Source organism: Bordetella bronchialis (assembly GCF_001676705.1).
Classification (GTDB): Bacteria; Pseudomonadota; Gammaproteobacteria; order Burkholderiales; family Burkholderiaceae_B; genus Bordetella_C; species Bordetella_C bronchialis.
The window spans coordinates 3,022,291-3,035,188 of the sequence record NZ_CP016170.1 but is presented as its reverse complement, the minus strand read 5'-3'; the positions used below and the strand labels follow the sequence as shown (position 1 = coordinate 3,035,188).

At 68.4% G+C, this 12,898-nt stretch carries 13 protein-coding genes; 7 read left to right on the top strand and 6 right to left on the bottom strand.

Annotated elements, in window-relative coordinates; all coding sequences use genetic code 11:
* Positions 1 to 55: 55 nt before the first annotated feature.
* The 3 genes from BAU06_RS13460 (at position 56) to BAU06_RS13450 (ending at position 3,951) form a co-directional block, all read left to right on the top strand.
* Entirely contained in the window at positions 56 to 1,036 is a 981-nt protein-coding gene (locus BAU06_RS13460; RefSeq protein WP_066349832.1) for a Bug family tripartite tricarboxylate transporter substrate binding protein, read from the top strand.
* A 111-nt stretch (positions 1,037 to 1,147) separates the two neighbouring features.
* Positions 1,148 to 2,671 carry an amidase gene (locus BAU06_RS13455; protein ID WP_066349831.1) on the top strand — a complete coding sequence of 508 codons (1,524 nt, stop codon included), beginning with the start codon at positions 1,148 to 1,150 and terminating at the stop codon, positions 2,669 to 2,671.
* Between the two features lie 38 nt (positions 2,672 to 2,709).
* Complete coding sequence (locus BAU06_RS13450; protein WP_066349830.1) at positions 2,710 to 3,951, top strand: NAD(P)/FAD-dependent oxidoreductase; 1,242 nt, start codon at positions 2,710 to 2,712, stop codon at positions 3,949 to 3,951.
* 20 nt (positions 3,952 to 3,971) lie between these two features.
* On the opposite strand, the gene BAU06_RS13445 is transcribed toward BAU06_RS13450, so the two are convergent.
* Entirely contained in the window at positions 3,972 to 4,874 is a 903-nt protein-coding gene (locus BAU06_RS13445; RefSeq protein ID WP_066349826.1) for a LysR family transcriptional regulator, read from the bottom strand.
* A 160-nt stretch (positions 4,875 to 5,034) separates the two neighbouring features.
* Between BAU06_RS13445 and BAU06_RS13440 the strand changes: the two genes are divergently transcribed.
* Complete coding sequence (locus tag BAU06_RS13440; RefSeq protein ID WP_066349824.1) at positions 5,035 to 6,096, top strand: aldo/keto reductase; 1,062 nt, start codon at positions 5,035 to 5,037, stop codon at positions 6,094 to 6,096.
* On the opposite strand, the gene BAU06_RS13435 is transcribed toward BAU06_RS13440, so the two are convergent.
* From BAU06_RS13435 to BAU06_RS13425, 3 genes are all read right to left on the bottom strand, one after another.
* The gene (locus BAU06_RS13435; protein ID WP_066349823.1) at positions 6,083 to 7,060 is read right to left on the bottom strand and encodes a Bug family tripartite tricarboxylate transporter substrate binding protein; all 978 of its coding nucleotides are present in this window, start codon (positions 7,058 to 7,060) and stop codon (positions 6,083 to 6,085) included. The genes BAU06_RS13440 and BAU06_RS13435 overlap by 14 nt on opposite strands.
* A 116-nt stretch (positions 7,061 to 7,176) precedes the next feature.
* Positions 7,177 to 8,037 (bottom strand): amidohydrolase family protein, encoded by an 861-nt coding sequence (locus tag BAU06_RS13430; RefSeq protein ID WP_066349822.1) that lies wholly within the window; start codon positions 8,035 to 8,037, stop codon positions 7,177 to 7,179.
* 78 nt (positions 8,038 to 8,115) lie between these two features.
* Positions 8,116 to 8,550: a carboxymuconolactone decarboxylase family protein gene (locus BAU06_RS13425; RefSeq protein WP_066349821.1), complete on the bottom strand. Its 435-nt coding sequence runs from the start codon at positions 8,548 to 8,550 to the stop codon at positions 8,116 to 8,118.
* Positions 8,551 to 8,703: 153 nt separating this feature from the next.
* Between BAU06_RS13425 and BAU06_RS13420 the strand changes: the two genes are divergently transcribed.
* From BAU06_RS13420 to BAU06_RS13410, 3 genes are all read left to right on the top strand, one after another.
* On the top strand, positions 8,704 to 9,408 hold the full coding sequence (locus BAU06_RS13420) for a GntR family transcriptional regulator (RefSeq protein WP_066349820.1): 705 nt from the start codon (positions 8,704 to 8,706) through the stop codon (positions 9,406 to 9,408).
* Between the two features lie 99 nt (positions 9,409 to 9,507).
* A complete protein-coding gene (locus tag BAU06_RS13415) occupies positions 9,508 to 9,762 on the top strand; it encodes a hypothetical protein (protein WP_066349818.1) in 255 nt (84 codons plus the stop codon).
* 168 nt (positions 9,763 to 9,930) lie between these two features.
* The gene (locus BAU06_RS13410; protein WP_066349816.1) at positions 9,931 to 10,503 is read left to right on the top strand and encodes a TetR/AcrR family transcriptional regulator; all 573 of its coding nucleotides are present in this window, start codon (positions 9,931 to 9,933) and stop codon (positions 10,501 to 10,503) included.
* A 27-nt stretch (positions 10,504 to 10,530) separates the two neighbouring features.
* On the opposite strand, the gene BAU06_RS13405 is transcribed toward BAU06_RS13410, so the two are convergent.
* Together BAU06_RS13405 and BAU06_RS13400 are read right to left on the bottom strand one after the other, a co-directional pair.
* On the bottom strand, positions 10,531 to 11,538 hold the full coding sequence (locus tag BAU06_RS13405; protein ID WP_066349812.1) for a Bug family tripartite tricarboxylate transporter substrate binding protein: 1,008 nt from the start codon (positions 11,536 to 11,538) through the stop codon (positions 10,531 to 10,533).
* Positions 11,539 to 11,595: 57 nt separating this feature from the next.
* The gene (locus BAU06_RS13400) at positions 11,596 to 12,849 is read right to left on the bottom strand and encodes a CaiB/BaiF CoA transferase family protein (RefSeq protein ID WP_082993674.1); all 1,254 of its coding nucleotides are present in this window, start codon (positions 12,847 to 12,849) and stop codon (positions 11,596 to 11,598) included.
* Positions 12,850 to 12,898: the final 49 nt, after the last annotated feature.

Sequence of the window (12,898 nt, the reverse complement as noted above, 5' to 3'; positions counted from 1 at the left end):
AAGGCTCGCGACAGGGCCTCCCATCCACCAGAACCCTCGCACTTCCTTATCCATCATGAAAATCCATGCCTTGATCGCCGCCACCGGCCTTGCAGCCGCCTGCGTCGCCGCCGCGCCGGCCCTCGCCGCGGACAGCTATCCCGCGCGTCCCATTACGCTGGTGATCCCGTTTCCCCCGGGCGGCGCCACCGACGTGGCGGGCCGCGTGCTGGCCCAGGGCCTGACGAAACAGCTGGGCCAGAACGTGATCGTCGAGAACCGCGCCGGCGCGGGCACCGTGATCGGCGCCTCCTACGTGGCGCGCTCCGCGCCGGACGGCTACACGCTGCTGGTCAGCTCCGGCACTACCTTCACCATCAACCCGGCGGTGCGCGGCGATCTGCCCTATGACCCGGTCAAGAGCTTCCAGCCCCTGGGCATCGTCGCGCGCACCGGCCTGATCCTGCTGGCCAATCCCAAGGTGCCCGTGCATGACATCCCTTCTTTCCTGGCCTATGTGAAGGACCCGGCCCACCCGGCCACCCCCTATGGTTCCTTCGGCAGCGGCACCACCGCCAATTTCGTGGGCGAGGCCTTCGCGGCCGCCGCCGGCATCCAGCTGACCCATGTGCCGTACAAGGGCAGCTCGCCGGCGATGGCCGACCTGATCGGGGGCCAGATTCCATTTTCGGTCGACACGGTCGCCGCCGCGCTGCCGCAGATCAAGAGCGGCAAGGTCAAGCCGGTCGCGGTGTCCAGCCCGCGGCGCTCCAGCTTCCTGCCGGATGTGCCGACCTTCGCCGACCAGGGCTATCCGCAGATCGCCATGGACACCTGGCTGATGGTGGCCGCGCCGCGCGGCATCCCGGACGGCGTCAAGAGCCGGCTGGAGACGGCGCTCGCCGCCGTCGTGGCCGATCCGGACGCACGCCAGAGCCTGCAGGCGCAAGGCTTCGAAGTGGGTTTCCAGGACGCTGCCGCCGGCTCGGCGCTGATCGCGAAGGAATTGCCGCAGATGCATGAAATCGCCCAGCGCGCCCACATCAAGGTGGAATGACCGCGGCCCTTGGGCGGGGCCTGCCTTGCCCGCCGCCCCGCGCGCGAGAGCCAGGCCGCAAGAGACAAGCAGCAAGACAAGCAGCAAAAGACAAGCAGCAAGAGACCTTCCATGCCATCGAATTCTTCTCTCGTATCCCTGGATGCCGTGGAACTGCGGCGCTTGATCGGCACCCGGCAAATCTCGCCGGTCGAACTGCTGGAGGCCTGCATCGACCGCATCGCCGCCATCAATCCGTATGTGAACGCGATCACGGCAACGGCCTACGAGCGGGCCCGCGCGGAGGCCCGTGCCGCCGAACAGGCCGTCATGCGCGGCGAGGAGCTCGGCCTGCTGCACGGGCTGCCGCTGGGCGTGAAGGACCTCGAACCGACGGCGGGATTGCTGACCACGTATGGATCCGAAATCCACCGGGCCAATGTGCCCGGGCAGGATGTCGAACTGGTCGCGCGATTGCGGCGTGCCGGCGCGATCGTTACCGCCAAGACCAATGTGCCGGAGATGGGCGCCGGCGCGAATTCGCGCAACACCGTGTGGGGCGCCACGGGCAATCCCTTCAACCCCAATCTGAACGCGGGCGGATCGTCCGGCGGCTCGGCCGCGGCGCTGGCCTGCGACATGCTGCCGGTGTGCACGGGTTCCGATACCGGCGGCTCGCTGCGGATACCGGCGGCCAAGTGCGGCGTCGTCGGTTTCCGGCCGTCCCCGGGCGTGGTGCCCAGCGTGCGCAAGTTGCTGGGCTGGACGCCGATTTCCGTGGTGGGACCCATGGGGCGTACCGTGGCCGACGCCTGCCTGCAACTTGCCGCGAGCGCGGGCATGGATGCGGGCGATCCGCTCAGCTACCCGCTGGATCCGCTGTCCTTCCTGCGGCCCGGCAGGGCCGACTTGGGAAACCTGCGTGTCGCCTATACCGAGGATTTCGGGATCTGCGCGGTCGATGACGGCATACGCGCCGTCTTCCGCGAAAAAATCGCCGCCATGCGCCATCTGTTCGCGGCCTGCGACGCGGTGGACTTCGATATGGGGCAGGCGCACCGCTGCTTCGACGTGCTGCGCGCGGAGTCCTTCGTGGCCGGCATGGGAGAAGCCTATGAAAACGATCCCGCCAGCCTGGGGCCGAACACCCGCGCCAACTACGAAATGGGCGCGGCCATGAGCCTGAAGGACAGCGCCTGGGCCCATGCCGAACAGACCCGCCTGGTCAAGCGTTTCCAGACCGTCTATGCCGATTACGACCTGGTCCTGTCGCCCACCACGCCCGTCTCGCCTTTTCCCTGGACGCAGCTTTACGCCGAGACCATCAATGGCCAGCGGCAAGAGAATTACTACCGCTGGCTGGCGCTGACCTATGTCATCACGCTCACGACCCATCCGGCCATCTCGCTGCCCTGCGGCCGCGATCGCCAGGGCATGCCCTTCGGCTTGCAGGTGGTGGGCCGTTTCCGTGGCGACCACGCGCTGCTCGCCGCCGCGCGGGCCATGGAGCAGGCATTCGCCGGCGTGCCGGCGCTGGCGCGTCCGCGTCCGGACCTGTCGCACATGCCGGCGGCCGTCCCCGCGCTGACGTCCATCGTGACCCATCCGCCCATCCTGGGTGGGCGGCAGGGCGGGGCGGCGACCTCCGCGGTTTGAATGAAGAGGGCGTCGGGCCGCGAGCCCGGCGCGACAGCATGACGCATCGTTTCGACACCTTGGTACTGGGCGCCGGCATCGTCGGCGTATCCGTCGCCGTGCATCTGCAGGCCCGCGGCCACAGCGTGGCGCTTATCGACCGCCGTGCGCCCGGGCAGGAGACGTCGCACGGCAATGGCGGCCTGATACAGCGCGAGGGCGTCTACCCCTATGCCTTCCCGCGCAGCCTGCGCGCGCTGTTCAAGTACGCCGGCAATCGCGCCCCGGACGTGCGCTACCACGCCACCGCCTTGCCGCGCGTGGCGCCGTTCCTGGCACGGTACTGGTGGCATTCGGCGCCGCGCAGCCATGCGGCCATCGCCCGCCGCTACGCCACCTTGATCGAGCATTGCGTCGCGGAGCACCGCGTGCTGGCCCGCATGGCCGGCGTGGCGGACATGATCCGGCCGTCCGGGTGGCTGAAAGTCTTTCGCGACGCGGCCTCGCAAGACCGGGAACTGCGGCAGTCGGAACAATGGCGGCGCGAATACGGCGTGGCCTACGAAGCCCATGACGCGGCCAGCCTGCGCGCGATCGAACCGCATCTCTCGGGCCTGGTCGGCGCGCTGCGCTACGTCGACGCCGATACGGTCGGCGATCCCCGGGGGCTGACGCAGGCCTACGCCCGCTACTTCCAGCGGCTGGGCGGACAGCTGCTGGTGGGCGACGCCATGTCGCTGGAGCCGGGCTGGAGCGTCGATACCGACGCCGGGCCGGTGCAGGGACGCGCGGCGGTCGTGGCGCTGGGGCCCTGGTCGGGCGACCTGGGCCGGCGCCTGGGTTACCGGCTGCCGCTCGCGGTCAAGCGCGGCTATCACATGCATTACAAGGCGCAGGCGGGCACCGGCTTGCGCCATCCGGTCCTGGACGCGGACAACGGGTTCCTGCTGGCGCCCATGGCGCAAGGCATACGGCTGACCACGGGCGCCGAATTCGCCTTGCGCGACGCGCGGCGTACGCCGGTACAACTGGCCGCCGTGGAGCCCCTGGCGCGGGCCATCTTTCCGCTGGGCGAACCGGTCGACACCCAGGCGTGGATGGGCGCGCGGCCCTGTACGCCGGACATGATGCCTATCGTGGGGCCCGCGCCGCGCCATGGCAATCTGTGGTTCGCCTGCGGACATGCGCACCACGGGCTGACGCTGGGCCCGGTGACGGGGCGGCTGCTGGCCGAGATGATGACCGGCGCGGAAACCCTGGTGGATCCGGCGCCATTCGCGATGACGCGTTTCCGGACCTGAGCCGGTTGCGTACGCGCCGCTCAGGCGCGCGGCCGCGGCGGCGGCCCCGCGCCCAGCAGCGGATGCGCGCCCACGGTATCCGCCAGGAACTGCGCCACGGCCCGCACCCGGGCCGATCCGCCCAGGTCGGCGTGCATCACGACCCAGATGTCGTTGCTGAAGACCGCTGCGGGCGGCATGACCGCGACCAGATCCTTGTCCCTGGCCAGGAAGTCCGGCAACACGGCCAGCCCCAGTCCGGCGCGCACGGCCGCGATCTGCGTGGGCAGGCTGGAAGTCGACAGCGCCAGCCGGATCCCTTGCGAACGCGCGGCGAACCAGCGCGCGGCCGGCAGGTGGGCCCGGTTGTCGTCCCAGGTGATGAAAGCGCGTCCGGCCAGCGGATCGCCGCCGCGGGCGGGGTGCCGCTTCAGATACTGGCGCGAACCGTAGACCGAGTAAGTCATCACGCCCACCTTGCGCAGCTTGACATTGCCCGCCGTCGGCCGCACCACGCGCAGGGCCAGGTCGGCCTCGCGCCGCGCGAGCTGCGCCGTGGCGGTGTCGGTGACGATCTCCAGCCGCAGGTCGGGGTGCCGCGCGGCGAAGCCCGGCAGGGCGGGAATGACCAGGTCGGTCGCGAAGTTCTCCGACGTGGCCAGCCGCACCGTGCCGGCGACACTGCCCCCGCGGCCGGCGGCCTCGCGCTCGAAGGCCAGCATCTGTTCTTCCACGGCCTCGGCCCGCTCCAGCATGGCGCGGCCTTCGTCGGTCAGGAAATAGCCGGCCTGGCTATGCATGAACAGGGTGGCGCCCAGGCCGGATTCCAGTTCCGCGATACGCCGCGCCACCGTCGAAGGGCTGACGCGCAAATCGGCGGCGGTACGCGTCAGGCTGGCGGTCCGCGCGACAGACACGAAGTACCGCAGGTCGTTCCAGTCCATATGGTTTTGCGGAAATGAAAAACGATATGCCAATGTTGTCCGTTTTCATCGGCCCGGGCAAGCCGTAGCATTTGCTTGGAACGGTGAAAAACCAGCGGATGCGGCATTCGATCCCTGGTTTCAGGCCGTGTACGCGATTTTTCATTTTTGGAGGTAATCCATGCAATACACGCCATTGGGCAATACCGGCCTGCTGGTGTCCCGGCTGTGCCTGGGCACCATGACCTTCAGCGGCGGCCAGGGCATCTACCAGCACATCGGGGACGTGGGCCAGGCCGATGCCGACGCCCTCGTCAAGGCCAGCATCGAGGCCGGCATCAACTTTTTCGACACGGCGGACGTGTATTCCGCCGGCGAGAGCGAGCAGACCCTGGGGCAGTCCTTCCGCAATCTGGGCGTGGCGCGCCACGAGGTCGTGCTTGCCACCAAGGGCTACAGCCGGATGGGCAGCGGCCGCAACGACGTGGGCGCCTCGCGCGGCCACCTGATGGATGCGGTCGAGGCCAGCCTGCGCCGGTTGCAGACCGATCACATCGACCTGTACCAGGTCCACGCGACCGACGTACTGACGCCGCTGGACGAGACGCTGCGCGCCTTGGACGACATGGTGCGGCAGGGCAAGGTCCGCTACATCGGCGTATCGAACTGGGCCGCGTGGCGCATCGCCACGGCCCTGGGCATCGCCAACGCCAGGAACTACGAGCGCTTCGCCACGGTGCAGGCCTATTACTCGATCGCCGGCCGCGACCTGGAGCGGGAACTGGCGCCCATGATGGCGCACGAGAAACTGGGCCTGCTGGTCTGGAGCCCCCTGGCGGGCGGCCTGCTGTCGGGCAAGTTCAGCCGCGATAACCAGAACCCGGCCGGATCGCGCCGCTCCGGATTCGACTTTCCCATCGTCGACAAGGACCGCGCCTGGAATATCCTGGATGCCATCGCGCCCATCGCCCGGGCCCATGGATGCAGTCCCGCCCGCATCGCGCTGGCATGGCTGTTGTCCAGGCCCGTGGTGACCTCGGTCATCGTGGGGGCCAAGCGGCTCGCCCAGTTGCAGGACAACCTGGGGGCCATGGATATCGTGCTTTCCGAGGACGAGCTCAAAACCCTGGATGCCGTCAGCGCATTGCCGCCCGAGTACCCGGGCTGGATGCTGGACACCCAGGGGGCCGACCGGCACGGCCCGGTGGACCTGTGGGCGCGGCGGCGTTCTACCCCAGCTTGAGATTCGTCGCCTTGATGATCTTGCCCCACTTTTCCGTTTCCGACTGGATGAAGCGCTGGAATTCCTGTGGGGTATCGCCGACCAGATCGACGCCCGTGGCCTTGAATTTGGCGATGACGGCGGGATCGGCCAATACCTGCCGGACCGCCGCGTTCAGCCGGCTCACGATGTCGGGCGGCGTATGGGCGGGCGCCACCAGTCCGAACCAGGCGTCGGATTCGAAACCCGGCACGGTCTCGGCGATCGCGGGAATGTCCTGCATGCTGGGCAGGCGATGGCTGGACGCCACGCCCAGCGGGCGCATGGTGCCGGCCTGGACCTGCGGATAGGTGGTGGGCGAATTGTCGAACATGACCTGGATCTGCCCGCCGATCAGGTCGGTGGCGGCCGGGGCGCTGCCGCGATAGGGAATGTGCTGCAGGTCGATGCCGGCGTCCAGCTTCAGCAGCTCCATGGTCAGGTGGCTGGTCGTGCCGCTGCCTTGCGAACCGTAGGCCACCCGGCCCGGATGCGCCTTGGCGTAGGCGATCAGCTCCGGCACGGTCTTGAACGGGGCCTTCGTATTGGAGACCAGCATGATGGGCACCGAGGCCAGCATCGACACGGGCGTGAAGTCCTTCAAGGGATCGTAGCCCGGCGCGGCATACAGCTGCTGATTGATGCTCAAGGGGCCCGCGCTGGAGACCAGCAGCGTATAGCCATCCGGCCTGGCGCGCGCCACATAGGCCGCGCCTACATTGCCGCCGGCCCCCTGGCGATTCTCCACGATCACCGACTGCTTCAGGATCGGGCCCAGCTTCTCGGCCAGGACGCGCGCCACCACGTCGGTCGTGCCGCCGGGCGGGAAGGGGACGACGATGTTGATGGGTTGCGCGGGCCAGGCATCGGCGGCCAGGGCCGGGCCGGCGGGCAAGGCAAGGACGATGGCCGCCGCCGTCACGGCGCGCCGCAGCTGTACGAACATGGTTTGTCTCCGTCGTGGAATGTCGTTATTCGTGTCGGGCTTCGGTCGGGATGGCCGGGCCGGGGCGGGCGCGGCGCGCCATGAGCGTCCGCTCGCGCGCGGCCGTGGCCGGTGCTTCAGAATCCGTACAACGCCGCCGGGTTGGCCACCAGCATCCGCTGTTGCACCGAGGGATCCGGTATCCACAGGGGGATCAGGTCCACCAGATCGCCGTCATTGGGCATGGGCACATCGCAGATGGGATGCGGCCAATTGCTGCCCCAGATCAGGCGGTCCGGCCAGCGGCGCGCCGCCTCGTGGATCATCGGCAGCATGTCCTCGTGCGGGTAGGGTTGGCTGGATAGCCGGTACAGGCTGGCCAGCTTGATCCACACGCGGCCGGTGTCCATCAATCCGGATAGCGCGCGGAACGCCGGGCTGTCCACGCCCTCGTCGGCGCGGATGCGCGCCAGGTGGTCCAGCACGACATCGACGTGCCGCGCGCGCAGGCGGGGCGCCAGCTCGACCAGTTCGGCCGACTTCTTGAAATGCAGCACCAGGTGCCAGCCCATTTCGCGCGCCTCGGCCGCCAAGGCGTCGAACGCGTCGAAGCCCACGCCGCCGCCCACGACGGTGGACATGCGATACCCCCGCATGCCCAGCGCATGCATGGCCTCGCGCTCGGCCAGGGGGCGGCCCGGCGGGATGACCGCCACGCCGCGGGCCCGCGGTCCCATGCGGCGCAGGGCATCCAGCGTCGCGGCGTTATCGGTGCCGTGCGCGCCGCCGTGGACGATGACGCAGCGGTCTATGCCCAGCGTCGCCAGCAAGCGCTCGTAGTCCTCCACGGTGCAGTCCTCCGGCGTGTAGCTGCGGTCCGGGGAGTAGGGAAAGCGATGGGCCGGGCCGAAGACATGCGCGTGGCAATCGCAGGCGCCCGCCGGCATCCTGAAGCGCGGCGTGCGGGTATTGCGGTCGGGACCGGGGCAGGCGTGCATGGGCGTCTCCTTTGTCGGCCGGCTTGGCGATGCGCCGGCGCTTTGTCGGTATGGGAATGGGCGGGCGCGGCGGGCTGCCTACTGCCCGCCGGCGGCCTCGCGTTCGGCGATGCGCGCCAGCATTTCGGCGCCGCGATTGGCAGCGGACACGCCGCGGAAGATGTAGGCCATGCTGACCACCGCCTGCATTTCTTCCCAGGTGGCGCCCGCGCGGCGCGCGGCGATGCCGTGGATGACGGCGGCGTCGCTCAGTTCCACCACCAGCATGCCGAAGATCATCAACTGGGCGGTCTTGGTGTCGAAGCACTTGGGGTTCATGGCGTGCGCGCGCACCTCTTCCTGCAGGCGCACCAGTTCGGGATCCAGCGCGCCGGTGACCAGCAGTCGGGACTCCACGCGGGGCGGCAGATAGCCGAGCAGGTCGCGGTACGAGTCGCCCAGGGCCCGCATGCTTTCGTGCGGCTGTCCCATGGCGTTGCGGGCGATGTCTCGGTCGATACGGGCTGCGGACATGTGGTTCCTTGTACGGGCGGCGGCGGGCGCCAGGAGCGGCTATCTTTCGCCAAGAGATAATCGAAGTCAACAGAAAAATCGATTTTCTGTGGTTGAATCGATTAAAGCGCCGGGCGAGGTAGAATCCGCCCATGCACAGGCGGACCCATAGGCATGAATAATTTCCTGGAAGCGCTCGCGGCGGACGGCACGCCCGAAACCGGCGCATCGCTGACCGCGGCCGTCGCCATCCAGGTGCGCGCGGCCATCCTGCAAGGCATCTACGCGCCCGGCGCCAAACTGCGCCTGGACGACTTGCGCGTGGAATACGGCGTCAGCCTCAGCCCGCTGCGCGAGGCCCTGACCCGCCTGGCGGCGGAGGGCCTGGTACAGATCACCGACCAGCGCGGCTACCGGGTGGCGCCGGTGTCGGCGGACAACCTGCGCGAAGTCACGAAGCTGCGCACGCAGCTGGAGGTCATGGCCTTGACCGAATCCCTGGCCCAGGGCGACGACCGCTGGGAAGACAGCCTGGTGGCGGCCTATCACCGCTTGAGCCGCCTGGAACGCGAGGGCAGGCGCGACGAAAGGTGGGAGAAGGCGCATCGCGCCTTCCACCTGACGCTGTTCGCCGCCTGCGGCATGCCCTTGCTATTGCGCTTTTGCGGCACGCTGCACGACCTGAGCGACCGCTATCGCCGCCTGTTCCTGGTGCGGCATGCGCCGGACGCCGACGTGCCCGATGAACATCTGGCGATCTTCGAGGCGGCGATGGCCCGCGATGCGGCGCGCGCGGCAGAGATACTGACCCGCCATCTGGAACGGACCGGGCGCAATGTGATGGCCATCCTGACCGAGGCCGGCGCCTTGCCCCGATGAGCCGGCAGGGCTCACGATCGGCCGCCTTGGCGCGGATCGCTACTTGCCTGCCGACGCCCGCAAGGGGCGCATCGCCCCGGATCATCGAGGGCGACAAGTATGGAAGCGGAAGTTCTGGACCTGCTGCAATGGCCCGCCATGGCGGCGTCGCTCGCCGCCGCATGGCTGGTGGCATCGACACGCAAGCACCGGCGCAATGCCGGATTCTGGGTATTCCTGTTGAGCAACGTGCTGTGGATAGCCTGGGGCTGGCACGACGACGCCTACGCCCTGATCGCCCTGCAACTGGGACTGGCGGCGACCAACATCCGGGGGCTGTTCAAGACCGCGCCTGCCGCCGAACAAGCACCTTGACCGATTCCGGTACCTGGCCTGCATGCCGGGGCTTGCCGGCTGGGGCCGATTGTAATTATGATCATAATCCAACATCACGGTCATAATACAAAGTACAAAGCGTTGCCGACACGCCGGATGGAGTCCGCGGTGGGTAGTCAAGGTGTACGAAGACAGGCGGATTCAAAAATGCGTTTCGAGAAAGGACACAAAGAGAACACGCGGCGGCGCATCATCGATGTCGCGTCGCGGCGTTTCAGGAAAGACGGGATTTCCGCATCCGGCCTGGCCGGCATCATGGCGGAATCCGGGCTGACCAACGGGGCGTTCTATCCCCATTTCGATTCCAAGGAAACCCTGGTCCGCGAGGCTGTCTCCAGCGCCCTGAGCGACCAGGCCGCGCGGCTGGCGAACGGCGGTGAAGCGGCCGCCGGCATCGAAGGGGCCATCCGTGACTACCTGAGCATGTCCCATCTTCAAGGATGCGAACAGGGCTGCCCGTCGGCCGCCTTGCTGCCTGAAATCGGCCGGCAACCGGCGCCCACGCGACAGGCCTACCAGGACGGGCTCCTGGCCTATGTCGCGCAACTCGCGACGCTGCTTCCCAAGCCGAAATCCGCGCAGGCGCGGCGGCGCGCGACCGCCATTTTTGGCCTGATGGTCGGTACGCTGCAACTCGCGCGCGCCGTGGCCGATCCGGCGCTGGCCGAGCAGATCCTGGAAGAAGGCGTGCAGGCCGCGCTGAGCCTGGCGAAGGCGTGACGGCGCGTGACGGCGCGTACCGGCGCATCACTCGATCTTTATGCCCGACGACTGGATCAGCCTGGTATAGGCGGCGCGCTCCTCGCTCACCAGCACCTGCAAGTCGCGCGGGCCGCCCGGTAGCGGGACGTTGCCCGTCGAGGTCAATTGCGCGCGCAAGGCCTCGCCCGTCAGCGCCTTCTGCATCGCCGCATTGATACGGTCGACGATCCCGGGCGGCGTGCGTGCGGGGGCGAACACCGCGAACCAGTTGCTTGCGGTGAAACCCGGCACCCCGGCCTCGATGACCGTGGGCAGGTCCGGCAGCAGGGCTTCCCTTGCATTGCCCGTGGTCGCCAGCGCTTTTACCTTGCCCGCCTTGACCAGGCTCAGCACCGTGGGCACGGAGTCGAACAGCAGGTCGATATTGCCGCCGGCCAGGTCGGTCAAGGCCGGCGTCGTGCCCTTGTAGGGAATGTGGCGCAGCTGTATGCCCGCTGCCCGCTGGAAGGCCGCTGCCGCCAGGTGGGTGTTCGAGCCGTTGCCCGCCGAGCCGATGGTGAGCTCGCCCGGCTTTTGTCTCGCGTGCGTGACCAGATCGGCCACCGTCCTGTACGGCAGATCGGGACGGGTCATCAGCACGTACTCGAACCGCGCCACCGATCCCACCGGGACGAAGTCCTTCTCGGCATCGTAAGGCAGGTCGGTCATCAGCACCGGGTTGATCACGAACGTCGCCGCGCTACCCAGGAACAACGTATAGCCGTTCGGCGCGCTCGTGGCGGCGGCGCGCGCCGCAATGGCGCCGCCGGCGCCGGGGCGGTTCTCGACGATAAACGGCTGCCCCAAGGGGCCGGCGATCTCCGAGGCCAGGGCACGCGCGATGAAATCGCTGCCGCCGCCGGGCGCGAAGCCGACGATGAGCCGCGGCGGACGGTCGGGAAAGCCCGCCGCGGGCGCGTCGGCCCGCGGCGAGCCGCCCTGGGCCCTGGCCCCGGATGCGATGCCGGCCAGGGCGGCGGCGGCCAACAGCCTGCGGCGTTGTAGGTCTGTCATGGGTTTGTCTCCGTCCGATGATGGCTCGATGGGTTTTCGAGGGTTCATGCCGCCTTGCTATGCATGTGGGGGAGCATCCGCGGCGGTGTAGGCGGCCCCGCTGTCGAACAGCTCCGCGATGCGCTCAGGCGCATAACCCAGTTCGCCCAGTACCTCGCGGGTGTGCTGGCCGATATGGGGCGCCGGCCGGCGCACGGCGGGATCGAAACCCGTCATGCGGATGGCCGGGCGGATCTGGCGGATCTCGCCCTGTGTCGGATGCCGGGCGGCTTGCACCAGTCCCACGTCGCCCAGGTGGGGATCCGCCAGCAATGACTCCAGCGTGTGGCAGGGCATGCAAGGAATGTCGTGACGCAGAAGCAGGTCGACGATGTCGCCGGTCGCGCGCTGCGCCAGCAATTCGGCGCGCAGCGCGAAGAACTCGGCGATATGTTCGATGCGCGCCAGCGACGTGGCGAAGCGCGCGTCGGCCGCCAGGTCCGGCCGGCCCAGCGCGATGAATAGCTTGTGCACCTGCGCGTCGGTATTGGTCGTGATGCAGACGTGGCCGTCACGGGTGCGCACGGGCCGGGCGTTGGCGTCCAGCAAGCGGCGGTCGCCCAGGCGGTCGGTGGGCGGCTCGAAACTGTGGCCGTACAGATGTTCGCTCAATAGCAGGCCGGCGTAGCTTTCGAACATGGGAACTTCGATCTCCCGGCCCCGGCCATCCCGTTGGCGCGCGAAAAGGGCGGCCAGTACCGCGTGCGCCACCATCAGACCGGCGGTGCGGTCGATCACCACATAAGGCACATAGCGCGGCTGGCCATCCGCGCCGGCCAGCAGGCTCGCCAAGGCGGTACCGCCCTGCAGGATGGAGTCGTAGGCGGGACGCCCCGCGTACCGGCCGTCGCTGCCGAAACCGACGATGCCGCAATACAGCAGACCGGGGCGGCGCGCCATCAGGCTTGTCCCGTCCAGGCCCAGCCTGCCTACCGCGGCGTTGCGCATGTTGTGCAGGAACACGTCGGCGCTGTCCACCAGCTTCAGCAGCGCTTCGCGTCCCGCCGGCTGCTTGAGATCCAGCGAGATGCTGCGCTTGTTGCGGTTCATATGCATGAACTTTCCGGACATGCCGGGTGTCCTGGAGCGCCCGGAAATCCAGCGGATGACGTCGCCGGATTTTTCCTCCAGCTTGATGACGTCAGCGCCGTAGTCCGCCAGCACCTGCGTGCAATAGGGCCCCACCACCGCCGAGGTCAGGTCCACCACCCGTATGCCGGCCAAGGGCATCGCCATATCGGCGGGCGCCGCCGCTGTCTCCGTGTTTTTCATAGTAGTTGATTTCGTCCACTAGATAGTTTAGTTTATCAACTACTTTCAC